The sequence below is a fragment of the Orrella sp. JC864 genome (genome assembly GCF_037026685.1).
In the GTDB taxonomy this organism is placed as follows: domain Bacteria; phylum Pseudomonadota; class Gammaproteobacteria; order Burkholderiales; family Burkholderiaceae_B; genus Orrella.
The window spans coordinates 147,871-173,360 of the sequence record NZ_JBANET010000001.1; the positions used below are offsets into that span (position 1 = coordinate 147,871).

Annotated in this window: 24 protein-coding genes; 6 read left to right on the forward strand and 18 right to left on the reverse strand. The window is 69.9% G+C overall.

Annotation, left to right across the window (positions count from 1 at the left end; genetic code table 11):
* Positions 1–8: 8 nt before the first annotated feature.
* From V8Z80_RS00600 to V8Z80_RS00630, 7 genes are all read right to left on the reverse strand, one after another.
* A complete protein-coding gene (locus V8Z80_RS00600) occupies positions 9–1,355 on the reverse strand; it encodes an amidase (protein WP_336060682.1) in 1,347 nt (448 codons plus the stop codon).
* A gap of 5 nt (positions 1,356–1,360) precedes the next feature.
* A complete protein-coding gene (locus V8Z80_RS00605) occupies positions 1,361–2,047 on the reverse strand; it encodes a DUF2848 domain-containing protein (protein WP_336060683.1) in 687 nt (228 codons plus the stop codon).
* Between the two features lie 43 nt (positions 2,048–2,090).
* The gene (locus tag V8Z80_RS00610) at positions 2,091–3,377 is read right to left on the reverse strand and encodes a TRAP transporter large permease (RefSeq protein WP_155195549.1); all 1,287 of its coding nucleotides are present in this window, start codon (positions 3,375–3,377) and stop codon (positions 2,091–2,093) included.
* Complete coding sequence (locus tag V8Z80_RS00615; RefSeq protein ID WP_155195548.1) at positions 3,374–3,994, reverse strand: TRAP transporter small permease subunit; 621 nt, start codon at positions 3,992–3,994, stop codon at positions 3,374–3,376. Before V8Z80_RS00615 ends, V8Z80_RS00610 begins: the two co-directional genes overlap by 4 nt.
* 161 nt (positions 3,995–4,155) lie before the next feature.
* Positions 4,156–5,202: a TRAP transporter substrate-binding protein gene (locus tag V8Z80_RS00620; RefSeq protein ID WP_336060684.1), complete on the reverse strand. Its 1,047-nt coding sequence runs from the start codon at positions 5,200–5,202 to the stop codon at positions 4,156–4,158.
* Positions 5,203–5,283: 81 nt separating this feature from the next.
* Positions 5,284–6,090: a putative hydro-lyase gene (locus V8Z80_RS00625; protein WP_336060685.1), complete on the reverse strand. Its 807-nt coding sequence runs from the start codon at positions 6,088–6,090 to the stop codon at positions 5,284–5,286.
* 149 nt (positions 6,091–6,239) lie between these two features.
* A complete protein-coding gene (locus V8Z80_RS00630; protein WP_155195546.1) occupies positions 6,240–7,166 on the reverse strand; it encodes a LysR family transcriptional regulator in 927 nt (308 codons plus the stop codon).
* A 133-nt stretch (positions 7,167–7,299) separates the two neighbouring features.
* Here V8Z80_RS00630 and V8Z80_RS00635 point away from each other — a divergent pair, with 133 nt between their 5' ends.
* Complete coding sequence (locus V8Z80_RS00635) at positions 7,300–8,241, forward strand: DMT family transporter (protein ID WP_155195545.1); 942 nt, start codon at positions 7,300–7,302, stop codon at positions 8,239–8,241.
* 6 nt (positions 8,242–8,247) lie between these two features.
* Here the strand turns inward: V8Z80_RS00635 and V8Z80_RS00640 are convergent, their stop codons facing one another.
* Positions 8,248–8,919 carry an ABC transporter ATP-binding protein gene (locus V8Z80_RS00640; protein ID WP_336060831.1) on the reverse strand — a complete coding sequence of 224 codons (672 nt, stop codon included), beginning with the start codon at positions 8,917–8,919 and terminating at the stop codon, positions 8,248–8,250.
* Between the two features lie 100 nt (positions 8,920–9,019).
* On the opposite strand from V8Z80_RS00640, the gene V8Z80_RS00645 reads away from it, so the two are divergent.
* Positions 9,020–9,688 carry an arylesterase gene (locus V8Z80_RS00645; RefSeq protein WP_155195543.1) on the forward strand — a complete coding sequence of 223 codons (669 nt, stop codon included), beginning with the start codon at positions 9,020–9,022 and terminating at the stop codon, positions 9,686–9,688.
* 483 nt (positions 9,689–10,171) lie between these two features.
* Here the strand turns inward: V8Z80_RS00645 and V8Z80_RS00650 are convergent, their stop codons facing one another.
* On the reverse strand, positions 10,172–12,121 hold the full coding sequence (locus tag V8Z80_RS00650; protein ID WP_155195542.1) for a SurA N-terminal domain-containing protein: 1,950 nt from the start codon (positions 12,119–12,121) through the stop codon (positions 10,172–10,174).
* Positions 12,122–12,340: 219 nt separating this feature from the next.
* Between V8Z80_RS00650 and ugpQ the strand changes: the two genes are divergently transcribed.
* Together ugpQ and V8Z80_RS00660 are read left to right on the forward strand one after the other, a co-directional pair.
* On the forward strand, positions 12,341–13,084 hold the full coding sequence (gene ugpQ / locus V8Z80_RS00655; RefSeq protein ID WP_155195575.1) for a glycerophosphodiester phosphodiesterase: 744 nt from the start codon (positions 12,341–12,343) through the stop codon (positions 13,082–13,084).
* 27 nt (positions 13,085–13,111) lie between these two features.
* A complete protein-coding gene (locus V8Z80_RS00660) occupies positions 13,112–13,969 on the forward strand; it encodes a 23S rRNA (adenine(2030)-N(6))-methyltransferase RlmJ (RefSeq protein ID WP_336060686.1) in 858 nt (285 codons plus the stop codon).
* Positions 13,970–13,984: 15 nt separating this feature from the next.
* On the opposite strand, the gene V8Z80_RS00665 is transcribed toward V8Z80_RS00660, so the two are convergent.
* A complete protein-coding gene (locus V8Z80_RS00665) occupies positions 13,985–14,719 on the reverse strand; it encodes a pseudouridine synthase (RefSeq protein ID WP_155195540.1) in 735 nt (244 codons plus the stop codon).
* A 45-nt stretch (positions 14,720–14,764) separates the two neighbouring features.
* Between V8Z80_RS00665 and V8Z80_RS00670 the strand changes: the two genes are divergently transcribed.
* Entirely contained in the window at positions 14,765–15,343 is a 579-nt protein-coding gene (locus tag V8Z80_RS00670; protein WP_336060687.1) for a chorismate--pyruvate lyase family protein, read from the forward strand.
* A gap of 81 nt (positions 15,344–15,424) precedes the next feature.
* On the opposite strand, the gene V8Z80_RS00675 is transcribed toward V8Z80_RS00670, so the two are convergent.
* The 3 genes from V8Z80_RS00675 to V8Z80_RS00685 all read right to left on the reverse strand — a co-directional run bounded on the left by V8Z80_RS00675 (position 15,425) and on the right by V8Z80_RS00685 (position 18,501).
* Complete coding sequence (locus tag V8Z80_RS00675) at positions 15,425–15,763, reverse strand: P-II family nitrogen regulator (RefSeq protein ID WP_336060688.1); 339 nt, start codon at positions 15,761–15,763, stop codon at positions 15,425–15,427.
* A 60-nt stretch (positions 15,764–15,823) separates the two neighbouring features.
* Entirely contained in the window at positions 15,824–17,467 is a 1,644-nt protein-coding gene (locus V8Z80_RS00680) for an NAD+ synthase (protein WP_155195538.1), read from the reverse strand.
* Between the two features lie 98 nt (positions 17,468–17,565).
* A complete protein-coding gene (locus V8Z80_RS00685; RefSeq protein ID WP_336060689.1) occupies positions 17,566–18,501 on the reverse strand; it encodes a 3-hydroxyacyl-CoA dehydrogenase family protein in 936 nt (311 codons plus the stop codon).
* 135 nt (positions 18,502–18,636) lie between these two features.
* Between V8Z80_RS00685 and argH the strand changes: the two genes are divergently transcribed.
* Positions 18,637–20,067: an argininosuccinate lyase gene (gene argH / locus V8Z80_RS00690; protein WP_336060690.1), complete on the forward strand. Its 1,431-nt coding sequence runs from the start codon at positions 18,637–18,639 to the stop codon at positions 20,065–20,067.
* Positions 20,068–20,109: 42 nt separating this feature from the next.
* Here argH and rlmD read toward each other — a convergent pair whose 3' ends face one another.
* From rlmD to V8Z80_RS00715, 5 genes are all read right to left on the reverse strand, one after another.
* Positions 20,110–21,417 carry a 23S rRNA (uracil(1939)-C(5))-methyltransferase RlmD gene (gene rlmD / locus V8Z80_RS00695; protein ID WP_155195535.1) on the reverse strand — a complete coding sequence of 436 codons (1,308 nt, stop codon included), beginning with the start codon at positions 21,415–21,417 and terminating at the stop codon, positions 20,110–20,112.
* A gap of 546 nt (positions 21,418–21,963) precedes the next feature.
* Positions 21,964–22,725, reverse strand: coding sequence for a TorF family putative porin (locus tag V8Z80_RS00700; protein ID WP_336060691.1), 762 nt, complete (start codon positions 22,723–22,725; stop codon positions 21,964–21,966).
* Between the two features lie 358 nt (positions 22,726–23,083).
* Positions 23,084–23,680, reverse strand: coding sequence for a hypothetical protein (locus V8Z80_RS00705; RefSeq protein ID WP_336060692.1), 597 nt, complete (start codon positions 23,678–23,680; stop codon positions 23,084–23,086).
* A 91-nt stretch (positions 23,681–23,771) separates the two neighbouring features.
* Positions 23,772–24,548, reverse strand: coding sequence for a 3'-5' exonuclease (locus V8Z80_RS00710; RefSeq protein WP_336060693.1), 777 nt, complete (start codon positions 24,546–24,548; stop codon positions 23,772–23,774).
* The gene (locus V8Z80_RS00715) at positions 24,545–25,486 is read right to left on the reverse strand and encodes a peptidoglycan DD-metalloendopeptidase family protein (RefSeq protein ID WP_336060694.1); all 942 of its coding nucleotides are present in this window, start codon (positions 25,484–25,486) and stop codon (positions 24,545–24,547) included. The genes V8Z80_RS00710 and V8Z80_RS00715 overlap by 4 nt, the downstream gene beginning before the upstream one ends.
* Positions 25,487–25,490: the final 4 nt, after the last annotated feature.

Here is a 25,490-nt window from a genome sequence, read left to right on the forward strand (position 1 = left end):
GGCCGGGCTCAGGCGCGCAGCGCGCCCTCCACCGCCAGGCCCAGCGAGAGCACGCGGCGGTCCTGGCCGCCGCCGGCGGCCAGCATCAGGCCCACGGGGGCCTGGCCCGGCGCGTGGCACGGCAGGGACAGCGCGCAGCCGTCCAGGAAATTGATGAAGGTCGGGTTGCGCAGCATCAGGCCGTTCATCCTGAAGTACAGCGCCTCGTCCTGGACCAGCGCCGCGATCGGCGGCGCGACCTGCGGCACCGTGGGCATGAGCAGCGCGTCGTAGCCGGCCATGCGCGCCTGCACTTGCGCGATCCAGCGCTGGCGCGCGGCCTGCAGCGCGATGAAGTCGGCCGCGCTCATGTCGCGGCCGCGGCGGATGCGCGAGACCACGCGCGGGTCGTATTCCTCCTCGGCCCGGGCGATCAGGTCCTTGTGCCAGGCCCAGGCCTGCGCCGCCGTATACCCGCCCTTGGCGTTGATGGACGCCAGCTCGGCGAACTCGGGGATCTCGATCTCGGCGATGCGGACCCCGGCGGCTTGCAGGCGCTCGCGGGCGCGGGCGAACGCTGCGGCAACCGTCTCGTCCATGTCGTCCAGCACCACGGTGGTAGGCACGGCCAGGCGCGCGCCGGCCAGCTCGGCCGCCGGCGGGACCTCGGGCTCCTCGCCGGCCAGCACCGCGTCGAGCACGGCGCAGCAGGCCACCGAGGCGGCCAGCGGACCGAGCGAATCGAGCTCGGCCGACAGGGGCAGCACGCCCTGCATGTCGATGCGCCGGGCGGTGGGCTTGAACCCGGTCAGGCCGCACAGGGCCGCGGGGATGCGCACCGAGCCGCCGGTATCCGAGCCGATGCCGGCCACCGCCATGCCGTCGCTGACCGAGACGGCCGCGCCCGAGGACGAGCCGCCGGGAATGCGGCCGGTGTCGCGGTCCCAGGGGTTGCGCGGCGTGCCGTAGTGCGGATTGATGCCCAGGCCGGAATAGGCGAACTCGGTCATGTTGGTGCGGCCCACCACCACCACCCCGGCCGCCTGCAGGCGGCGCACCGCCAGGGCGCTGCGCTGGGCGGGCGGCGCGGTCTTGAGCACCACCGAACCGGCCCGCGTGGGCTGGCCGGCGATGTCGAACAGGTCCTTGACCGAGATCGGCAGGCCGTCGATGGGCGAGCGCGCCAGGCCTGCCGCGCGCAGCGTATCGGAGGCGCGCGCGGCCGCCAGGGCCTGCTCGGGATACAGGTCGGTGAATACCTTGGCGCCCTCTCCGTAGGCGTCCTGGGCACGGGCCAGGGCCGCCTCGGTCAGGGCGACGGAAGTGCTGCGGCCCGCTTGCAGCGCGGCCGCCAGTTCGGCGATGGTCGGATACATGGTCTTCAGGCTATCTCGGGCAGAATCTCGACATCATAACGATGCTTGATCGAACGCTGGCGCCGCGGATCGTGCAGTTCCATTTCGAACACCGGCGCGGGCCGGATGCCGCCGATGGCCGCCACGGTGCCGCAGGTCATGCCCGCGCCGGCCGGCAGCATGCGCTGCCCGCCCGTATAGCCCTGGATCAGGTCCAGCGGGTTGCGCAGGCTGTCCAGCGTGCCTTCCTGGTACAGCACGCTGCGGCCGCCTTCGACGATGCGGGCGCGGATGACCAGCTCGTCCCAGTAATCGGCCACATCGGCAAAACGCCAGGCCTGCCGGCCCACGGGCTTGACGCACACCTGCTTGGACAGGGCCACGCTGACCGCCTCGAGCTTGCGGTCGGTATGGTCCGAGGCAATGCTCACGTACAGCTCGCCGTCCACGGCAAAGACGAAGGTCTCGACTTCGCCCGAAGAGGCATCGCCCACCACCTGGATGCGGTCGTCCTGGGTGAGCTGGTTGTGCGCAATGCGGTAGTACAGCGGCACCGCGCTGGGCCGCGGCACCCCCAGCGCGGCCAGTTCCTCGATGTGATGCTCGATGGCCGCCAGGTCGCGGCCGGCCCAGCCCGCCACGATCACGCTGCACAGGTCCGCCTGCAGGGGCCTTGCGCCCTGCTCCGTCAACAAGTCGAATGTCAGTTTCATGATGCTCCAGGTACTCCGAATACGGTGCTATCTCAAAGGGGGCTCAATTGCCTACGGCGTTGGGCAGCCACAGGGCCAGGCCCGGGAACAGCGCCAGCAGCGCCACCATGGCCAGCAGCGCGATGACAAAGGGCAGGCTGCCCAGGATCACCGCGTTCATCGAGCCGCTCTTGCGCAGGCTCTGCACCACGAACAGGTTCAGGCCCACGGGCGGGGTGATCAGCGCGGTCTCGACCATGACGATGATGGCGATGCCCAGCCAGATCGGGTCGTAGCCCAGCGCGATCATGATGGGCGCGACGATGGGGATGGTGGTGATCATCATCGACAGCGTCTCCATGAAGCAGCCCAGCACCAGGTAGAACAGCACCAGGATCACCAGCATCCACGCCGGCGACAGGCCCAGGCCCGAAATGCTGCTGACCAGCGCGTCGGTGATGCCGGTGGCCGACAGGATGAAGTTCAGAAAGCCCGCCGCGATCACGATCAGCATGATCATGGCGGTGGCCTTCATGGTGTTCTCCACGACCTCGCGCAGCATCTTCCAGCTCAGGCGCCCGAAGGCCGCCGCCAGCGCGATGGCGCCGGCCACGCCCAGCGCCGCGGCCTCGGTGGGCGTGGCCAGGCCGGCGTAGATCGAGCCGACCACCAGCAGGAAGATGCCCAGCGGCGGCAGCAGGTGCACCAGCCCCTTCATGCGCTGGCCCCAGGAGGCCTGGATCTTGCGGCCGCCCCATTGCGGCCGCAGCACGCAGGCGATCACCACCATCAGCATGAACAGCGCGGCCAGCAGCAGGCCCGGCACGATGCCGGCCAGATAGAGCTTGGGCACCGAGGAGTTGGTCAGCACGCCGTACAGCACCAGGTTGATCGAGGGCGGGATCAGGATGCCCAGCGTGCCGCCGGCGGCCAGGCTGCCCAGGAACAACGATTCGTTGTAGCCGTACTTCTTGATCTGGGGGATGGCCACGGTCCCGACCGTGGCCGCGGTGGCCACGCTCGATCCCGAGGTGGCCGAGAACACGGTGGAGGCGCCGATGTTGGCGTGCATCAGACCGCCCGGCAGCCAGGACAGCCATTGCGACATGGCCGCGTACATGCGCTCGGCAAAACCGGCGCGCAGCAGCACTTCGCCCAGCATGATGAACAGCGGGATGGCCACCAGCAGGAACTCGTTGCCCGTGCCCCAGGCCAGCTCGCCCATCGCCCGCGTAAGCGGCAGCATGGAATACAGCGGATCCAGGATCAGGCCCAGCACGCCCAGCGCCGCGCCCACGGGAATGCTCGCGCCGATCAGCACGAGCAGCAGGATCAGGGAAGTGGCGATCATGCGCGTTCTCCTTCGATGATGCGGGCGCCGGCGGCGGCCTCTTCCTCGGCCTCTTCCTGCGCGCTGCGCACGCCGCACAGCCGCTGCAAGGCGGCCAGGTCGCCTGTGACCAGCGCGCAGCAGGCGCGCACCAGCATCAGGGCCAGCACGATGCACATCCACGCTAGGCCCAGCACCCACAGGCCCTGCGGGATCCACAAGGGCGTGGCCAGCGGCGTATTGGCGCTCGATTGCTGCTGCCACGATTGCATCGCCACGTCCGCGGCATAGCGGGTCAGGTAGACCATGAAGACGGCGGTGGCCACCAGCGCGATCCAGTCCAGCACCGCCGCCGCGCGCACGGGCAGCCGCTGGTAGATGGCGTCCACGCGCACGTTGGCGCGGTTGATGGCCGCGAAAGCCAGCGCCCACGAGGTGCTGATGGCGAAGGCATAGCCCGAAAGCTCGTCGGCGCCGCTAAGCGTAAAGCCCAAGAACTTGCGCGCGATCACCTCGAAGCAGATCAGCGCGACGCTGGCCAGGGTCAGGGCGCCCCCGACCCAGACCGCGACATTCGAAAGCGTGCCGGCCAGCGCCAGCGCGCGTCCGAGCAAGGGCAAGCGTGTATTGTTGGTCATGATGTTCCCGGCTGCGCGCAAGAAGCGCGCGCAAGGCGCGGCCGGCCCCAGGACCGGGCCGCGCGTTGGCAGACAACGCCGCCGTGCCGCGCTTGGGCCAGGCCGACCCCCGTGCAGGGGTCGCCTGGGCCCGAGGGCGGCACGGCGGCCAGGGCGGATCGCTACTTCTTGGCCGTCACGCCCACCACCTTGCCGACGGTGTCATTGAAGTCGGACACGCACTGCGCCGAGCAGCGCGCCGCCCACTTGGGCACCACGGTTTCCTGCGTCACCTTCTTGAGCAGTTCGCGGTCGGCATCGCTGGGCTGCACCAGGGTCATCTTGCCCTTGACGTCATAGGGGCAGGCGTGCGAGCCGGTATTGCAGTCGTAGCCTTCCTGGGTCTGGCGCGCGGCCGCGTCCCAGATGTCGTTGACCAGCGTCTTGACTTCGGCCTCCAGGAAATCGCGCACCTTGGGATCGAGCTTGTCCCACGCGCGCTGGTTGACCGCATGGATCTGCTGGTTCCAGTTGATCGGCAGCGCGTACAGGTGGGTGGAAACCTCGTACCACTTGGCCGAATAGCCCGACAGCGAGCCGGTGATGGCGCAGTCCACCACCCTGTTCTGCAGGGCCGGCACCACTTCGCCGAAGGCCATCGTCACGGCCGAGCCGCCCAGGGCCTCGACGAACTCGGCGGTGGTGCGGCTGCTGGTGCGCACCTTCTTGCCGCGGATGTCGGCCAGGCTGTTGACCTGCGCATTGCAGAACAGCACCTGCGCCGGATAGGTGGATACGCCCAGCAGCTTGACGTTCGAGCCTTCGCCGTAGAGCTTGGCATACACCGGCGTGAAGGCATCGGTCACCTTGCGGGCGGTTTCCACGTCCGGCGCAAGGCCCGCCAGGTCGATGGCCTCGTTGATGGGATTGTCGCTGGCGAAGTACGACAGCGTGGCGGTGCCGAATTCGATCACGCCCTGCGACATCAGGCGCAGCAGTTCCGGTCCCTTCAGGCCCATTTCGTTGAAGCCGCGGATCTCCGCGGTCACCTGGCCGCCGGACTTCTCCGGGATGGTCTTGGTCCAGAAAGGCTTCTCGTAGTCGTTGTAGGCCGTCAGGTTGGACAGGCCGCCGACGATCTTCAGGTGGGTCTTGGGCAGATCCTGGGCCTGGGCGGCGCCGAACATCAGGGTGCCGGCGATGGCCGCGGCAAGCAGACGCATATTCATGGAAAGACTCCTGGGCGGGACATTGCAAAGCGCGGCCGGCTCCCGTGGCCTTCGGACGCGCCGAAAAAGAAAACGGGCGAACTACAGTGCTGCGATACGGCTGTTGCGCAGGTCCGTGACCAGCATGTGGCCTGGCGCATGGGTGATGCAGAATTGCGGGCGGGTCGAGGCCACCACCGACTGCGGCGTGACGCCGCAAGCCCAGAATACGGGGATCTCGCCGGGGCGGACCTGGACCGCGTCGCCGTAGTCGGGCCGGCCGATGTCCTGGATGCCGATCAGCGCCGGATCGCCCAGGTGCACGGGCGCGCCATGCACCGACGGAAAGCGCGAGGTGATCTGCACGGCGCGGATGGCATCGGCCGCCACCATGGGCCGCATGGACACCACCATGGGGCCCCTGAAGGGGCCGGCCGGCGCGGTCTGGATGTTGGTGCGGTACATGGGCACGTTGCAGCCCTGCGAAATGTGGCGCACGTCGATGCCGTCGGCCAGCAGCGCTTCCTCGAACGAGAAGGAGCAGCCGATCAGGAAGGAAACCAGGTCATCGCGCCATAGGTGCGAAATGTCCAGGGGCTCGTCGACCAGTTCGCCGCCCTGCCAGACGCGATAGCGGGTGACGTCGCTGCGGATGTCCACGTCCTGGCCCAGCATGGGCAGGAAGGGATCGCCCGGCTCGGACACCGCCAGCAAGGGGCAAGGACGGGGGTTGCGCTGGCAAAAGCGCAGGAAATCGCCGGCCAGCCCGGCCGGCAGGATGGCCAGGTTGGCCTGCACGCAGCCCGGCGCCACGCCGGCGGTCGGGCCGGTCGCCACCTGCCTGCGTGCGTCCAGGCGAGCCTGGCGGGCGGCGTTTTCGATGGGCGGACGAAGCGCTGGCGCAACCATGCGGTATTTCCCCGGCATACTGTGTTTTTCTTGGGCCCGCCTGCCCACGCGAGGGGCGGCGCGCGCTGTGGATACGACAGGACGCATTGCACCGCGATCGCCCGGGGCGCGTCCAATCGTATGTTCGGATGCCGGGTTATAAATTCTGCTTATAAGGCTGCGCCGCTGCGCGACAGGGTCGAGCCGGGCGCCTGGCGGGCGACTTCCTGCGCCAGCTGCGCGATGGCCCGCCCCACGTGCGCGTCCGGCCCCTGCAGCCAGGTGGCGGTGAAGTTCAGCGCCTCCAGCGGCTCGGGCTGCTCGACCTGCAGCAGCTCGAGTTCGCCGCTGCGCAGTTCCTCGCCCAGGAATACCGGCGCGATGACGCTCACGCCGATGGCGTCGCGCGTCATGCGCACCGCCATGCTCAGCGAGGCGTTGCCGTACATGCGCGGCGCCCGTACCCCGGCGCGCAGCAGCATCGCGCGCACCGATTGGTAGGGCTGGCTGTTGGACGGATAGGTGATGATCGGATGCTGGCCGACCTCGGCCAGCGACAGCGTGCGTGAACCGAGCTTGAGCGCCGGGCTGGCCACCCAGGCCAGCGGATAGCGGCACAGCGCGATGTTCTCGACCCGCGGCTCCTGGATCGGCCCCATCAGGAAGGCCACGTCGATCTGGCGGCTCAGCAGCTGGGGCCGCAGCACGTGGGTGGTGTCCACCTCGATCTCCAGGATCAGCGCCGGATGCGCGGCATGCAGGCGCTCGAGCAAGGTCGAGAGCCAGGTCTGCACGATGGTCTCGGCCACCCCGATGCGCACCGTGCCGCTCATGACGTTCTCCTGCCGCGCGGCCTGCAGCATGTCGTGGCGCATCTGCAGCATGCGCTCGGCATGCGAGAGCAGTTCGGCGCCCTTGGCCGTCAGCCGTATGCCGCGCGCATCGCGGTCGAACAGCCGCACGCCCAGGTGCGATTCGAGCGAGGCGATGCGCTGCGATACGGCGGGCTGGGTGGTGTTGAGCTTTTCCGCCGCGGCGCGAAAGCCGCCCAGTTCGGCCACCCACACGAAGGTCTCGATATTGCGCAGGTCTATCATGGCAGGCGGCAGTAGGGGTCGGGATATGGGCGTATTATGTCAGCCTCGCGGCGGCAGCCCCTTGCCGCCGGCATGCCAAGGGCGGCAGCCTTCATGCAAGGCTCGCCGTCCGCCGAACGACTGGAGACGATTCATGCCCCGGACCGGCGCCAGCCCCACCGCCGGCTCCCCCGCTCGCGCCCTGCCCCCCGCCGGCCAGATGCTGGGCGGGGTGGCCTTGCTGTACCTGTCCATGTGGTGCCTGGCCACGCTGGACGCCAGCGGCAAGTGGGCCATGGCCCAGGGCGCGCCGCTGGTGCTGGTGAGCTGGATGCGCTATGTGGTGCACGTGGTGCTGGTGGCCTTGCTGATCGTGCCGCTGCGCGGGCTGTCCGTGCTCAAGCCGCGCCAGCTGCGCGACCAGCTGCTGCGCGGCCTGGTGATGCTGGCCGCCACGCTGATGTTCTTTTCCACCTTGCGCTACCTGCCGCAGGCCGAGGCGACCGCCATCGTGTTCCTGGCGCCCTTGCTGGTGCTGGCCGCCGCCCCCTGGGTGCTCAAGGAGCCGCCCCGGCTGTCGCGCTGGGTGGCGGCCGGCGTCGGCTTTGCCGGCGTGCTCATCGTGATCCGTCCCGGCTCGGGCCTGCATCCGGTCGGCGTGCTGTGCGGCCTGGTCACGGCCTGCCTGTTCGCCGGGCAGTTCATCGCCACGCGCAGGCTGGCCGGCGAAAACCCTTTCACCACCCTGCTCTGGAGCGGCGGCGTGGGCGCGGTCGGCATGAGCCTGATCCTGCCTTTCACGCTGGCCTCCGGCCTGCCCGCCATCGCCCGGCTCGGCACCCTCGAATGGCTGGTGCTGGTCTCGACCGGCATCAGCGGCGGCCTGGGACACCTGCTGCAGATCCAGGCCTATCGCAACGCGCCGGCCTCGATGCTGGCGCCCTTCGCCTATCTGCAGATCACCTGCGCGGCCACGCTGGGCTGGCTGATCTGGAGCCACTTTCCCGGCCCGCTGACCTGGCTGGGCATCGGCATCACTTGCGGCAGCGGCGTGGTCATCGCCGTGCTGGAGTGGCGCCGCCAGCGCGCGGCCTGAACCGCGCTAAGCCGGCACCGCCGCCTCGGCCTGCACCTGCCGCCCGCCCTGCAGCACGATCTGCATGCCGCAGCGCGCGGCCAGCTGCGGGTCGTGCGTGACCAGCACCAGCGTCGTGCCGTGCTCGCGGTGCAGCGCGAACATCTGCTCGATCACCGCCGCGCCGGTGGCCGCATCCAGGCTGCCGGTGGGCTCGTCGGCGAACAGCAGGGCCGGCTGCACCACGAAGGCGCGCGCCAGCGACACGCGCTGCTGCTCTCCGCCGGACAGGGTGCGCGGGTAGTGATGCAGGCGCTGGCCCAGTCCCACCCGCTCAAGCATGGCCTGGGCCGGCTCGCGGGCCGGCTTGCCGCTCAGTTCGAGCGGCAGCATCACGTTCTCCAGCGCGGTCAGGTTGGGCAGCAGCTGGAAGGACTGGAACACGAATCCCACTTCGCTGGCGCGCAGCCGCGCCCGGCCATCCTCGTCCAGGGCGAACAGGTCGTGCCCGGCCAGCCACACGCGGCCTTGCGAAGGAACATCCAGCCCCGCCATGAGTCCCAGCAAGGTCGACTTGCCCGAACCCGAGCTGCCGGTGATCGCCAGCGCCGCGCCCTTGGGCACGGTAAAGTCGATATCGTCCAGTATGACGAGTTCGCCTGCGGCATCGCTTACCCGTTTACCCAGGCCCTTGACCATGATCGCATCGCCGGCCCCGGGCGCCGCGCCGGGGCCGGCCGCGCGGGCGGCGCCGTGCCGGCCAGGGTCAAGCGCCGCTGTCACATCGGAATTGGAATCCATGATCATCCGTTTGTTGTCCTGCATCGTCCTGGCCTGCGCACCGTGGCTGGCCGCCCTCGCTCAGACCGCCGCCCCCGCGCAGGGTTCCGCCCAACCGCCGGTCCGGATCCTGATCGTCGGAGACAGCCTGAGCGCCGAATATGGTCTCACACGCGGCAGCGGCTGGGTGGCCATCCTGCAGGAGCGGCTGGCGCGGGACTACCCGGGCGCCCAAGTGGCCAATGCCAGCATCAGCGGCGACACCACCAGCGGCGGCGTCAGCCGGCTGCCGGCCGAACTGGAACGCGTGCAGCCGGACATCGTCATCCTGGAGCTGGGCTCGAACGACGCCTTGCGCGGCCTGCCGCTGGACATGACCGAGAAGAACCTGCGCACCATGGCCCAGGCGGCCAGGGCCGCGGGGGCACGGGTGATCATCGCGGGCATGCAGATACCGCCCAACTACGGCAGGCCCTATGCCGAGCGCTTCCGCACGTTGTTCGAGTCGGTCGCGCAGGCCGAGCAGGCCGAGCTGATCCCCTTCCTGCTCGAAGGCATGGCGCAGGACCGCGCCATGTTCCAGGACGACGCCATCCATCCGACCGAAAAGGCGCAGCCGGTGATCTTCGAGAACGTGTGGCGGGTGTTGGAGCCGGTGGTGCGGGAGGTTGGCGGGGTGAAGGGGTGAAGATGGACGGCGATACGTTCGGGGGGGCGCTCGGACACGACACGTCCGCCGAGTCCGGGCTTGGTCCGACGCTGGGGGTGTGTGGCGGGGTGGCCGGATTTCAGGCGAATGGCGGATTTCCCGGCGAATGGCGAGCGGACGGTACGACGCCATGCCAGCCGATCACTGCGTCCAAGAACGTGGCCAGCGCGCCAGTCACGGGGCTGACGCGTCCAATCACGGCACGCCGGTTCGGCTATAGCGCAAGCCAACACGCTAGACCAACGCGCAGGGCCAAGCTCTGAACGACGCCACGCCATCCTCGGTCTTCCGCCCTTGAAATCTTCGGCCCTGCCCCGATGCCCTAGCTCTCAAAAGCGGCGGTCGAATGTTCAAGAGGGGTTGCCTGCGCAACCCCTCTTGAACGGCCCTGCAAAGTCTTTCTCTCTTACCCCGACGGCCGTCGGGCCAGCGGTCCAGCCCCTAGCGCTTCCCCCGCCAACCCTACTCGCTCCTTTCCCCCTGAATCGCCGCCTCAGCCGCCGGCAGCACCCGTGTGTCGAATTGCTGGCGCATCATCCTGAGCACCGCCTCCTGCTCGGCCTCGCCCCAGATCCGCGCCAGTTGCGCGCGCAGGGATTGGGCTTGCTCTTCGGACGGCTTGCCCGGCTCGACCGCTTCGATGCGGGCGATCACGTAGTCGCTGCCTTGCGCCGTGCCCACATAGGCCGGCAGCGTTTCGTGGGGCGCGCGCATGACGGCCTCCAGCACCTCGCGCGGCAGGCCTTCGGCGGTCTGGCGGCTGACCGAATGCGGTTCGCCGAAGCCTTCGGGGGCGCTGTCCGAAGCCGGCGCCTGCTCCAGCGTCTTGAGCGCTGCCTGGCCGGCGTCATGGGCCGCTTGCGCGGCACGCTCGGCGAGCAGGCGCTCGCGCACCTGGGCGCTGACCTGCTCCAGCGCCGGCACCTGCGCGGGCGTGACCTCGGCCACGCGCACCGCCACCAGCACGCCGGGCGAAACCTCGATCACGCCCGAATTGAGCTTCTGGCCCAGCACTTCGGCCGAGAACAAGGCCTCGCGCACGCGGGGATTGTCCAGCAGCTCGGCATCCGGGCCCGCGGCCGCGGCATCCGGGCCGGCCTGCCCGGCATCCAGCAGGCCGGTCCGGGTGATGCCGCCGGCGCTGCGCACCTGCACGCCCACGCTGTCGGCCACCGGCTGCAGGCTGTCGCGCTGGTCGTAGACCAGCTGGGTCAGCTTGGTGCTCATGTCGGCAAAACGCTCGCTGGCCAGCTGCTTGCGGATCTCGTCGCGGATCTGTTCACGCACCTCGTCCAGCGGCTTGATATCGGCCGGCTGCAGGTCGGTCAGCTTGACGACGTGAAAGCCGAACTGGCTTTGCACCACGCCCGACACCTGGTCCTTGTCCTTCAGGCCGTAGATGGCCTTTTCCACCGGCTCGACCAGCATGCCGGGGCTGATCCAGCCCAGGTCGCCGCCGCTGGCGGCCGAACCCGGATCCTGCGAGTGCTCGCGGGCCAGCTCGGCGAAGCGGCCGGGGTCGGCAGCGGCTTGGCGGGCCAGTTCCTCGGCCCGGCCGCGCGCGGCCTGCGCATCGCCGCCGGACTCGATCAGGATGTGCGCGGCACGCCGGCGCTCGGGCGTGCCAAAGCGAGACTTGTTCTGTTCGTAGTAGCCGGCGATGTCGGCGTCGCCGATTTCGATGCCCTGGCTGGCGGCGGCCTCGTCGATGACGACGTATTGCGCGCGCACGTGCTCGGGCACTTCCAGCGACTGCGCGTGGGCGTCGTACCAGGCCTGGATATCGGCCTGGCTGACCTGCACGCCGTCGCGGTATTGCGCGGCCTCGAAGCGGCGCAGGCGCAGCGTGCGGGTCTCGGTCAGGGCCGCCTGCAGGCTGGCCAGCACGGTATCGGGCACGCCGGCCGATTCGGCCACCGGCTGCAGCACCTGCGCCGTGGCCAGGTCGCGCCGCAGGCCGGCCTCGAAGCCGGCCGGCGTCAGCCCCTGGGCGGCCAGGGCCTGGCGGTAGCGCTCGGGAGAGAAGCGGCCGTCCTCCTGCACTTGCGGGATGCCGGCGATGGTGCGGCGCAGGGTTTCGTCCGAGACCGAATAGCGGCCTTCGGCGGCCGCGTTGGCCACCACCCGCGTGTCGATCATCTGGTCGAGCAGGCGGCGGCGCAGCTCCGGCGTATCGAGCGCGCTCGCGTCGAACTGCGAACCCAGCATGGCGCGGTACTGCTCCAGCTGCTGGGCGCGCACCCGGTCGAACTCCTGCTGCGTGATCGGCTCGCCGCGCACGCTGGCCAGTTCGGTGTCGCGCGAATTAAAGCTCATGTAGCCTTCCATGCCGAAAAACACGAACGACGGCACGACCAGCAACAGCAGCAGGAACATCGCCACGCGGCGATTATTGCGAATGATATCGAACATGGGGTATCCGACTGAGCCGCCCGGCACACGGCCAGGGCAGCATAAAAAAAGGCGAACCGGATTCGCCTCGCATCCACCTGCCCGGACGGGCCGGGCAAAACGACCGCAGTTTACCACCATGTCAGCGGCCTTTAAGCGGGCCGCCGGCGCGCCGGCGGGCCTGCTGTATCCTAGGCGTTTGCGCCGCCGCGCGCCTGCGCCCTTGCCGCTTCCATGTCCCTGACCGCCCTGCCCGACTGGCCCTATCCGCCTTTGATCGCCCACCGCGGCGGCGGCGTGCTCGCGCCCGAGAACACGCTCGCGGGCCTGCGCGCCGGCCGCGCGCACGGCTACGACATGGCCGAGTACGACGCCAAGCTCAGCCTGGACCGCGTGCCGCTGCTGATGCACGACGACACCGTGGACCGGACCACGGACGGCACGGGGGCGGCGGCGCAAAAGACCTATGCCGAAATGGCCGCGCTCGATGCCGGCAGCTGGCATTCGCCGCCCTATGCCGGCGAGCCGGTGCCCGCGCTGCGCGCGGTGGCGCGCTATACGCTGGCCAACGGCATGGCCAGCAACGTCGAGATCAAGCCGTGCCCGGGACGCGAGGCCCAGACCGGCACGCTGGTGGCCCAGGCCGTGCGCGAGCTCTGGCGCGAGGCGGCGCGCGCGCCCCTGCTTTCGTCCTTCTCCGAGACCGCGCTGGCCGCCGCGGCCCGCGCCGCGCCCGAGCTGCCCCGCGCCCTGCTGCTCGAAGCGGCGCTGCCGCACGATTGGCTCGAACGCCTGCGGCGCCACGGCTGCATCGCGCTGAACATGAACGAGCGCCACATTACCGCCGAGATCGCCGAGCGCGTGCGCGCGGCGGGCTTTCGCCTGGGCGCCTGGACCGTCAACGACCCGGCGCGCGCCGCGCTGCTCAGGGACTGGGGCGTGGACAGCCTGATCACCGACCGAATCGACCTGCTGCGGCCCTGAGCCGCGGCGCTGCTACGGATAACCGCCTTGTTCAGCTATCGCCACGCCTTTCACGCAGGCAATCATGCCGACGTGCTCAAGCACGCCATGCTCGTGCACATGCTCGATCACTTCGGCAACAAGGATGCGCCGTATTGGGTGATCGATACCCACGCCGGCGCGGGCCTGTACGCGCTCGATGGCGATTGGGCCAACAAGCGGGCCGAGTATGCCGACGGCATCGCCCGCATCTGGCCCCGGCGCGACCTGCCTGCGCTGCTGGCCCGCTACGTCGAGGCGGTGGCGCAGCTCAATCCGGACGGCGCGCTGCGGCGCTATCCGGGCTCGCCGTGGCTGGCCCTGCAGGCGCTGCGCGAGCGCGACCGCCTGCGCCTGTTCGAACTGCATCCGACCGAAACCCAGGTCCTGCAAGGCAACCTGGAAAAGCTCGAGCGCAAGCGCCTGCGCCAGGTCACGCTTTACGCGGCCGACGGCTTCGACGGGGTGCAGGCCCTGCTGCCGCCGCCGACCCGGCGCGGCATGACGGTGATCGATCCTTCCTACGAAGACAAGCGCGACTACCGCCGCGCCCTGGAGGCCGTGCGCGAGGGCCTCAAGCGTTTCGCCACCGGCACCTTCGTGGTCTGGTATCCGCTGGTGCAGCGGCGCGAGGCGCAGGAGCTGCCGCGCCAGCTGGCGCGCCTGCCCGTGCAGGACTGGCTCGACGCCAGCCTGACCGTGCGCAAGCCCGCCGCCGACGGCCTGGGCCTGCACGGCAGCGGCATGTTCGTGGTCAACCCGCCCTGGACGCTGATGGCCGCGCTGCGCCAGGCGCTGCCCTGGCTGGCCCGCGAACTGGCCCAGGACGAGCGCGCCGGCTGGCGCCTGGACGGCCGGCAGAAGTAGGCTGGCGCAGGCCGCCTAAGCGAAGCGCTCGTCGGGCCGCAGGTAGCGCCACTGGCCCTGCGGCAACTCGCCCAGCATCACCCGCCCGATGCGCACGCGCTTTAAGCCCACCACCTTCAGGCCGACCAGTTCGCACATGCGGCGGATCTGGCGCTTGCGGCCCTCGCGCAGCACGAAACGCAGCTGGTCCTGGTTCTGCCAGGCCACGCGGGCCGGCTTGAGCGCCCGCCCGTCCAGCGACAGGCCGTGATTGAGCAGGGCCAGCCCTTCGGCCGTGAGCCTGCCCTGCACGCGCACGAGGTATTCCTTGTCGATGCTGGAGTCCTCGCCGATCAACTGCCTGGCGATGGCGCCGTTCTGGGTCAGCACCAGCAGGCCGGTCGAATCGATGTCCAGGCGGCCGGCCGGCGCCAGTCCGCGCAGGTGCGCCGGCTCGAAAGCCGGACCGCCGCGGCCCTGGCGCCATTGCGTCTCGCGCCGGATCAGCGTGGCGGCCGGCGCATGGCCATCCTCGGCCTGGCCGGACACGTAGCCCACCGGCTTGTGCAGCAGGATGGTGACGCGGGCCACCTGGCGCGCCTGGGCCGCGCGCTCGAGCGTGATGGTCTGGCTGGGCAAGGCGCGCGCGCCCAGTTCGGAAACCACCTGCCCGTCCACGCGCACCCAGCCGCGGGCGATGTAGTCGTCGGCTTCGCGGCGCGAACACAGGCCGCGCTCGGACATCAGCTTGGAGATACGGACTTTTTCCATCGGCGGCATCTTACTTGCTTTGCCCCATCCCCCATAATAGCGGCCATGAATGCAGCATCCGTTTCCCGTCCGGGCTGGCTGCCGAGCGCGCCGCCCAGCCTTGCCGCCTTGCACCGCTACTGGCTGTTTCGCCCCGGCGCCCTGACCGCGGGCCTGCGCGCCCTGGGCCGCTTCGAACTGCGCGTGTTGCGCGAATACGCCGGCGGCGCGCCGGCGGACGAGGCCCACGGCATGGGCCTGGCCGCGGGTACGCCGGTCTGGATCCGCGAAGTCGTCATGGCCGTGAACGGCGCCGATTGCGTGGCGGCGCGCAGCCTCACGCCGCTGGCGGCCTCGCACGGCGTGTGGCAAGGCATGCGCCGGCTGCGCACCCGCCCGCTGGCCGACATGCTCTATCACGACCGCAGCGTCCAGCGCAGCGCCTTCGAGGTCGCGCGGCTGCATGCGCGCCAGGCGCTGCACAAGACCGTGCGCGGCCTGCCCTGCGCCGGCGAGCCGCACGTGCGCCGGCCGCTGGCGCGCCGTTCGGTGTTCCGGCGCCTGGGCCAGCCGCTGATGGTCGAGGAATGTTTCCTGCCCGCCTTCTGGCGGCAGGCGCAAGCACGGGCCGACTGGCGGGTCTAGAACCGCTGCAGGCCGTTCAGGCGCCAGGCCGCGCGTCCAGGCGCCAAGGCCGCGCGGCACGGCGGCCGCGCCCTGTGCCGCCTACAGCGCCGCTTCGTCGGTCTCGCCGGTGCGGATGCGCACGGCGTGCTCGACCGGCGTGACGAAGATCTTGCCATCGCCGATCTTGCCGGTGCGCGCCGCCTTCAGGATGGCTTCCACGGCCGGCTCGACCTGCGTGTCGGGCAGCACCACCTCGACGCGGATCTTGGGCAGGAAATCGACCACGTATTCGGCGCCCCGGTACAGTTCGGTATGGCCTTTCTGGCGGCCGAAACCCTTGACCTCGGTCACGGTCAGCCCGCTGACGCCGACCTCGGCCAGCGCCTCGCGGACTTCGTCGAGTTTGAAGGGCTTGATGATGGCGGTGACTTGCTTCACGTTGGGCCTGTCCTGGAATGTTCTGTTTGTTGGAACCGGTGCGTGCGCGCGGCGCGGGCATCAGCCGCGCGGCCGCTCGCGAAATCCGTTGGTAAGAGGATAGCGCCAATCCCGCCCGAATGCGCGCGGCGTGATGCGCGGCCCGGGCGGCGCCTGGCGCCGCTTGTACTCGTTGATGCGCAGCAGGCGCACCACCTGCTCGACCGCCTCGGCCGGATGGCCGGCCGCGATGATCTGGTCGACCGACTGGTTCTCTTCCATGTAGCGCTCGATGATCGCATCCAGCACGTCATAGGGCGGCAGGCTGTCCTGGTCGGTCTGGTCCGGCCGCAGCTCGGCCGAGGGCGGGCGGGTGATGATGCGCTCGGGGATGACCTCGGACAAGGTGTTGCGCCAGCGCGCCAGGCGGTAGACCAGCGTCTTGGGCACGTCCTTGATGACCGCAAAGCCGCCGGCCATGTCGCCGTACAGCGTGCAGTAGCCGGTGGTCAGCTCGGACTTGTTGCCGGTGGTCAGCACCAGGCGCCCTGTCTTGTTCGACAGCGCCATCAGCAGCACGCCGCGCACGCGCGCCTGGATGTTCTCTTCGGTGGCGTCGGCCGGCAGCCCGGCGAACTGCCCGGCCAGCGCCTGCTCGAAGGCCTGCACCATCGGCACGATGGGGATGTCGTCGTGGCGCACGCCCAGGCGCTGGGCCATGTCCTGCGCGTCGTCCAGCGAGATGTCGGCCGTATAGCGCGAGGGCATCATCACGGTGCGCACGTTCTCGGCGCCCAGGGCATCGACCGCGATGGCCAGCACCACGGCCGAATCGATGCCGCCGGACAGCCCGATGATGGCGCCCGGAAAACCGTTCTTGCCCAGGTAGTCGCGCACGCCCAGCTTCAGGGCTTCCCAGACCCGCGCCTCCAGCGGCAAGGCCTCGACCACCGGCTCGGGGCCTTGCGGGCACTGCACCGAACCGTCGGCGCCGACCTGCAGCACCGCCACGGTTTCGGTGAAATCGGGCAGGCGCGCGGCCAGCCGGCCGGCGGCGTCCAGCGCGAACGAAGCGCCGTCAAAGACCAGTTCGTCCTGCGCGCCAGCCAGGTTGGCATAGACCAGCGCGCAGCCGGTCTCGCGCACGCAGCGCCCGGCGATCTCGGCGCGCTGGCGCTGCTTGCCGATATCGAAGGGCGAGGCGTTGGGCACCAGCAGCACCTGCGCGCCCTGCTCGGCGGCGGCCTTGGGTGCGGCGTCGAACCAGATGTCCTCGCAGATGTTCACGCCAAACCGCACGCCCTTGACCTCGAAGACCAGCGGCGCGGTGTCGGACGCGAAGTAGCGCTGCTCGTCGAACACCGCGTAGTTGGGCAGCTCGCGCTTGCAATAGGTGCCCAGCACGCCGCCTTCGAGCAGGACCGAGGCGGCGTTGTAGAGCTTGCCGCCGCGCCGGGTCTCGTGGCCGAGCACCACGTGCAGGCCCTTCAGGCCGGCCAGTTCCTGGCGCAGGGTCTCGAATGCGGCCTGGGCGTCGTCCAGAAAGCGCGGGCGCAGCAGCAGGTCTTCGGGGGGATAGCCGGTGATGGCCAGCTCCGGCGTGAGCAGGATGTCGGCGCCCTGGGCATGCGCCTGGCGCGCGGCCTGGGCCAGGCGGCGGACGTTGCCGGCCAGGTCGCCGACGCAAAGGTTCAGTTGGGCGATCGCGACCCGTGCGGCACTCATGGACATCCCGGATTCAGCATTAGGAAACGCCCGATTATCGCATGAGGCCGCGCCGTGCCGGGCGTGCCGCGGCCCCCGGGGCCGGCCCTGGCGCGCGTTCAGGAAAGCACGCGCTTGCGGGCTTGCGCCACCGCCTTCCGGCGCGCGTCGTCCCACTTGTAGAAGCCTTCGCCGCTGGCCGCGCCCAGCTTGCCGGCCGCCACCCTCTCCTGCAGCACCGCCAGGCCCGCAGTGCCGCCGGCCAGTTCGGGAAAGAGATGGCCCGAGACCTGCGCGAAGGTCTGCAGCCCGCCCAGGTCGGCGATCTGGAATGGCCCGGCCCAGGGATAGCGCTTGCCCAGCGTGGCGCGCACCACCTCGTCCACCGCCTCGGGCGTGGCCACGCCCTGCTCGACCAGGCTCAGCGCCTCGCGCAGTACGGCGTACTGGATGCGGTTGCCCACGAAGCCCGGCACCGCCTTGCGCAGCAGCACCGGCTCGTTGCCCGTGGCGCGCACCCAGGCCTGGGCCTGCTCCAGCACCCCCGGGTCGGTCCGGGTGCCCGGCACGACCTCGACCAGCGGTACGGCATGGGGCGCGTTCCAATAGTGCGTGATCAGGAAGCGGGACGGATCGGCGATGGCCGGTTCGAGCAAGGCCGGCACGATGCCGCTGGTGTTGCTCGACAGGATGCAGTGCCCGGCCAGCCGCGGGGACAGTTCGCGGTACAGGTCGAGCTTGGCCTGCAGGATCTCGGGCACGGCCTCGATGACCCAGGGCATCTGGCCCAGGGCGTCCAGGTCCTGCGTGACCGACAGCCGCGACAGCAGGCGCTGCGCCTCGTGCGGCCCGGCGCGGCCCCAATCGGCCAGCTCCGCGCAGACCGCATGGACCTGGCGCTCGATGCGCGTTCTGGCGGCCGGGTCGGCATCGACAATGGTGACCGCCGCGCCGTGGCGCAGCAGCTGGATGGCGATGCCGGTGCCCAGCAGGCCACCGCCGGCGATGCCGGCCTGGGCGGGGGCGGAGGAAGTCGTGCCTGGCTGATTCGTCATGGTGTCTCCGTTCGTTCGGGTGGGGGCGGCGGCAAGCGTCCCGCCCATGCATGGAAGCGCGCATTCATTGAAGCACGATGCCGGCGGTTCCAAACGGGCCGCCCGCCTCCGCCGTCACTCTATAATCGCCCCACCATGGCAAATACTCCCACCCCTTCCCCGCAGGACCAGTTCGCCAACAAGGCCCAAGCCTGGTCCGCCCGGTTCTCCGAACCCGTTTCCGACCTCGTCAAGCGCTATACCGCCTCGGTGGATTTCGACCAGCGCCTGGCCCGTTTCGACATCCAGGGCTCGCTGGCCCACGCCGAGATGCTGGCGGCGGCGGGCGTGATCTGCGCCCAGGACCTGGCCGACATCGAGCGCGGCATGGCGCAGATCCTGCAAGAGATCGAGCGCGGCCAGTTCCGCTGGCTGCTCGACCTGGAAGACGTGCACCTGAACATCGAAAAACGCCTGGTCGAACTGGTGGGCGATGCCGGCAAGCGCCTGCATACCGGCCGCTCGCGCAACGACCAGGTGGCCACCGACATCCGCCTGTGGCTGCGCGCCGAGATCGACACCGCCATCGCCCTGCTGGGCCGGCTGCGCCGCGCCCTGGCCAGCGTGGCGCTGGCGCACGCGGACGTGATCCTGCCGGGTTTTACCCACATGCAGGTGGCCCAGCCCGTTACCTTCGGCCACCATCTGCTGGCCTACGCGGAGATGTTCGGCCGCGACGCGCAGCGCCTGGCCGATTGCCGCAAGCGCGTGAACCAGCTGCCGCTGGGCGCGGCCGCGCTGGCCGGCACCAGCTACCCCATCGACCGCGAACGCGTGGCCGCCACGCTGCAGTTCGACGGCGTGTGCCGCAACTCGCTGGACGCGGTGTCCGACCGCGATTTCGCCATCGAGTTCTGCGCCGCCGGCGCGCTGATCATGACGCACATCTCGCGGCTCTCGGAAGAACTGATCATCTGGATGAGCCCGCGGGTGGGCTTCATCGAGCTGGCCGACCGCTTCTGCACCGGCAGTTCGATCATGCCGCAAAAGAAGAACCCCGACGTGCCCGAGCTGGCCCGGGGCAAGACCGGGCGGGTCAACGGCAACCTGGTGGGCCTGCTGACGCTGATGAAGGGGCAGCCGCTGGCCTACAACAAGGACAACCAGGAAGACAAGGAAGGCCTGTTCGATACCGCCGACACGGTGCGCGACACGCTGACCATCTTCGTGGACATGGCCGCCGGCATCAAGGTCAAGCCCCAAGCCATGCGTAGCGCCGCCTTGCAGGGCTTTGCCACCGCCACCGACCTGGCCGACTACCTGGTCAAGCGCGGCCTGCCCTTCCGGGACGCGCACGAAGTGGTCGCCCACGCCGTGCGCGCTTGCGAGGAGCGCGGCTGCGACCTGGCGGACCTGAGCACCGCCGAGCTGCAGGCCTTTCATCCGGCCATCCAGGACGACGTGCACCAGGTGCTGACCCTGGAAGGCTCGGTGGCCTCGCGCTCGCACATCGGCGGCACGGCGCCCGAGCGCGTGCGCATCGAGGCGCAGCGCATACTCGACGAGACCCAGCCGGACCAGGCCTGAGCCGGATGCCGGCGCCCGCCCGCGCGGGCGGGCGCTCCGCCCCTACTCGAATACCGCGATGGATTCCACGTGCCCGGTGTGGGGAAACATATTGACCACGCCGGCGCTGCGCAGCGCATAGCCGCCTTCGTGCACCAGGATGGCCGCATCGCGCGCCAGCGTGGCCGGATTACAGGACACATACACGATGCGGCGCGGCCGCTCGTCCGCCTGCAGCTGGGCCAGCGCCTGCGAGACGGCTTGCGCGCCCTCGCGCGGCGGATCGATCAGCATGCGGTCGAACCGGCCCAGCTCGCGCAGCCACTGCGCATCCACCTCGAACAGGTTCAGCGTGGCAAAACGCGTGCGCTCGGCCAGGCCGTGGCGGGCCGCCGCCTCCAGCGCCCGGTCGGTCAGCGCCTTGCTGCCTTCCACGCCCACGACCTCGCGGGCCTGCGTGGCCAGCGGCAAGGTGAAATTGCCCAGGCCGCAGAACAGGTCGGCCACCCGGTCCTGCGGCTGGACCTGCAGCAGGTTCAGCGCGCGTGAAACCAGCGCCTGGTTGATGTGCGGATTGACCTGCGTGAAGTCGGTGGGCCGAAACGGCATGCGCAGCCCGAACTCGGGCAGCCGGTAGGCCAGCACGTCGTGGTCCCCGGGCTCGAGCGGCATGACCGAATCGGGCCCCTTGGCCTGCAGCCACCAGCACACCTGGTGGCGCTGGCCGAAGGCGCGCAGCAGCGCCCGGTCGTCCCCGGTCAACGGCTCCAGATGGCGCAGCACCAGCACGACGGCCTGGTCGCCGACCGCCACTTCGATCTGCGGCATGCGGTCGGGCCGCGACATGCCCGCGATCAGCTCCCGCAGCGGCACCAGCAGGGCGGCCACCTTCGGCGGCAGCACGAAGCAGGTGCGCATGTCGGCAACGAAGCTGCTCTTGCGTTCGTGAAACCCCACCAGCACGCCGCCTTTCTTGGGCACCATGCGCACGGCCAGGCGCGCGCGGTAGCGGTAGCCCCAGGTCGGGCCGTGCAGCGGCGGCAGGATGCGGGCCGGCGACAGGCCGCCCACGTGCCTGAAGGAGTCCTCCAGCGCGCGCTGCTTGACCGCCACTTGCGCGGCCGGCTCCAGGTGCTGCATGGCGCAGCCGCCGCACACGCCGAAGTGCGGGCAGCGCGGCGCCACGCGCTGCGACGAGGCGCGGCGGACCTGGTCCACGCGCGCGATCTCGTAGGACGGTTTCCTGCGAACCGCTATGGCGGTGACGCGCTCGCCGGGCAAGGCGCCTTCGACAAAAATGACCTTGCCCTCGCGCCGCGCGATACCGCGCGCCTCGAGATCCAGGGACTCGATGCTCAGTTCTTCCGACATTGCTTGAAAGGATGGGGGTTTTTTAGGCAGCCGGCATTGTAGAAGAAGAGGAAGAAAGGCCCCCACGCTGCGCCTGCGGCTTGCTGCCCCCCGAGGGGGCCGCTTTTTGCCTTGGGGCGGCCCGGCGGCAAAAAAAGGCCCCCACGCTGCGCCTGCGGCTTGCTGCCCCCCGAGGGGCCGCTTTTTGCCTTGGGGCGGCCCGGCGGCAAAAAAGGCCCCCACGCTGCGCCTGCGGCTTGCTGCCCCCCGAGGGGGCCGCTTTTTGCCTTGGGGCGGCCCGGCGGCAAAAAAAGCCCCCACGCTGCGCCTGCGGCTTGCTGCCCCCCGAGGGGGCCGCTTTTTGCCTTGGGGCGGCCCGGCGGCAAAAAAGGCCCCCACGCTGCGCCTTCGGCTTGCTGTCCCCCCAAAAAAAGCGGGTCGGCCGCCCTGAAATCGGCCAACCCGCCCGGTCTGCTGGCGCGTCCATTTCCGGCCGGGCCTAAGCCTGCAGGGATGCCGACGCCCCTTCACCTGCGTCGGCACGCCTGCGGCCCGGCCGGAAGGGGTTCAGAACGCGCGCGCGACCGAAAACACCGCGCCCAAGCGTCCGGCATCCTTGCCGCTCTTGGTCGCATACCAGTTGTCATCGCTGGCGCCTACCGCCGCCAGGCCTACTACCCAGCCCTTGAGGTCCTTGGTCACGCCCACGCTGTAGTCGATGTAGTGGCCGATGGAGTCGCCGTTCACGTCGACCTGCTTCTTGAGCTTTTGATAGCCGATGTGCGCCGTCAGCCCCCAGCCGTTGCCCAGGTCCCATTCGGCATCGCCCTGCAGGTACCAGGTGCCCTTGCTGTCGGGCGTGCTGAAGAAATCGCTGGGCGTGTACGAATACTTGATGCTGTAGGCGTCGTAGCTCAGCCCCACGTACAGGTCGGTGTTGTTGTAGTTGCCGCCCTTGGGCGAGCTGGACCCGGGGTACCAGTAGCGCAGCACGCCCACGTCCAGGCCCAGGCCGCCGCCGATCTCGCCGGCCCAGCCGCCGTAGAAATCCATCTCCAGGTTGCCTTCGGGAAACAGGCTGTCGGCGACGTTGGAGTTCCAGTTGCCGATGTAAAAGCCCGATTCGTGGGCGATGTCGAACCCCAGCTGGATCGCGGGCCGGAAGTTGGTCTGCGTGTAGCCGCGGAAGCGGTAGTCGTTGACGATGGTGGCGTTGCCGGTCAGGGTCAAGCCGGCGCCAAGGTCCGTGGCGTCCTGGGCAAAGCTGGGTGAAGCAAAACACGTGGCCAAGGCAGCGGAAAGCGTGGAGGCAAGCAGCGTCTTCTTCATGATGGATTTCCTGGAAGGCTTGATAAGCGGGGTGTGCCCCGGTATGGCCCGCGTTCGATTTCGTAATGCGGGTTCAAGTCTTCCAAAGCATTTTTCGTGCCAGCGCCTTTCAAGCGCCTTTCGGCCAGGCCAAACGGCGCCCGGACCGGCGCGCCGCGCCGCGATGCACCATCACGAGGCGCAGGCCCGGCCGCAGCCGGCCCGGCCTTGCATCAAAATGGGGAAAAACATTTCAAGAAGAAAGCGCCGTCCCTGGGCTGCCCCCGGAAAGTTGGACGCAAATCCAACCTTCCGGGGATCTTGCATGGCAGGGCCGCCGCCTATAGCCCGCCGCGAGACGGGCCTGGCGGGCCTATTGCTAGCCCGCCGCCTTGGCCTTGCGGGCCTCGGCGCGCTGGGCCATGCGTTCGTGGCGCTGCTTGACGTAGTCGGCCACCTTGGCTTGCTGGGTGGCGTCCAGGCTGTCCCACAAGGCCAGCCAGCGGTCCTGGACGGCCTTGCGCTCATCGGCCAACTGCTCGCGCTTGCCTTGGTTTTCGGCGACCAGGGCGCGCGGATCGAGCTTGCCGGCCGAGAGCTGGGCCTGCAGGGTTTCGTGCCGGCTCTTGCCGGCCTCGCGCAGGGACTTGCCCAGCTCGCGCTGGCTGGCGCGGGTCTGGGCCAGCTGCTTTTGCTGGGCTTCGTTCAGGTTCAGCGTGTCGACGACCTGCTTGGGCACGGGACCCAGGCCAGGCACCAGCAGGCCTTCGCGCATGGCCTGGAACATGGCGCGCTGGCGCGGGTCGCCGTGCTTGGCGTGCTTGGCGTGCTTGCCCCCACGCTCGGCCTGCGCGGCCGACGGCTTGGCGGGCGCGGCGTCGGCCGGGGCCTGGGCCAGGGCCCCGGTGCTCATCAGCGCCGAGGAAACGGCCAGCGCAACGCCGGCGATGACGGGACGGAAGTAGCTGCGGGACATGGCGTCACTCCTATGGTTTGGACGTGGACGCAGTGTCGGGCCGGGACCGTTACGCGGGCGTTTCGCGCAAGCGCCCGCTTGCTTCAGGCGGTTACGCGGGCCAGGCCGCCAGGTACTCGCGCCAGTGCGGCGCGTCGCTGGCCGCCAGCGTGTCGCGCACCAGCTGGATCTCGGCGTCGTAGGCGCTGCGGTCCAGTTCGCCGCGCAGATAGCGGAAGCGGCAATACACCAGCCAGGTGTTGACCACGTCGGTTTCGCAATAAGCCCTGACCTCGTCGGCGCGCCCGGCGTTCCACGCCGGCCAGACCTGGCTGCCGTCCATGCCCAGCTTGCCGGGAAAGCCGCACAGCTTGGCCAGCTCGTCCAGCGGCGCATTGGCGCGGCCGTTGTACTTGGCCAGCAGGTCCATCAGGTCGATATGCCGCGTGTGGTAGCGCGATATGTAGTTGTTGTAGCGGAAATCGCGGTCCTCGTCGCCGGTGTCCCAGTAGCGCGGCGCAGGCACCCCGTGGATGAGGCTGCGGTAGTGCAGCACCGGCAGGTCAAAGCCCGAGCCGTTCCAGCTGACCAGGCGCGGCGTATAACGCTCGATGGTCTTGAAAAAGCCCGAGATCAGCGCGGCCTCGGGATCGCCCGGCTGGCCCAGCGTCTTGACGCGAAAGCCTTGGTCGTCGCGAAAGACGCAGCCGATCACCGCCACCTGCTGCAGGTGCAAGGGCATGAAGTCGCTGCCGTGGCTTTCGCGGCGCGCCGCGAAGGCGCGCTCGGCCACTTCCAGGTCGGGGACTTCCGGCCCCCAGCCGTTGAGGGTGCGCAGACCCTGCACATCGGGCAGGGTCTCCAGGTCGAAGACCAGGGTCGGCGTCATCGCGGCGGCAGGTATTGCAGCGGATTGACCGGCGTACCCTGGCGGCGCAGCTCGAAATGCAGGCGCGGCGAGGCGGCGTCGGTGCTGCCCATCTCGGCGATGCGCATGCCGCGCTTGACGTCCTGGCCGGTCTGCACGAGCAGCGTGCGGTTATGGGCGTAGGCGGTGATGAAGCCGTTCTGGTGGTTGATGATGATCAGGTTGCCCAGGCCGCGCACGCCGTTGCCGCTGTACATGACCTTGCCGTCGGCCGCGGCCACGATGGGGTCGCCCGGATTGCCGGAAATGTCTATGCCCTTGGTGGCGGGGGTAAAGCCCTGGATGATGGGGCCGTTGGCCGGCCAGCCCCAGTTGATGAGCGAGGCGTCGGCCGCGCGCGCCGGGCTGCTGGCCGGCGCGGGGGCCGGGGCTGGCGCGGCCGCCGGGGGCGTGGCGGCGGGCGGCGTGCCCGGGGCGCCGGCGATCTGGCCGGGCTGCACCGGCTCGAGCGGCCGGGTTTCGATCTTGCCATCCTGCGAGACGCCCGCTCCGCCCGGAGCGGGCGCCTGCGCGCCGGGCGCGGGCTGGCTGGACGCGGCGGCGGCCGAGGCGGCTGCCGCCGCGCCGCTGCCCGAGAGCTGCAGCACCTGCCCGATGCGCAAGTGATCGGGATCGGTGATGTTGTTCCAGCGCGCCAGGTCGTTGGGATTGAGGTTGTGGGCGCGGGCGACCTGGTAGAGGGTGTCGCGCGGCTTGACGACGTAGGTGCTGCCCGGTGCGGGCGCGGTGCCTTGCGGCAATGCCGTGGGCTGCTCGGATAGGTCGACCACCGGCGCGCGTTGTTGCGAAGCGCAGCCGGCCAGCGCCAGCGCCAAGGCCAGCGCCGCCAGCGCGGCACGGCCGCCCGGCACAGGCTGGCGGCCTTGGGGATCGGTCAGTGCCAACTGCCCGTCGAGCATACGA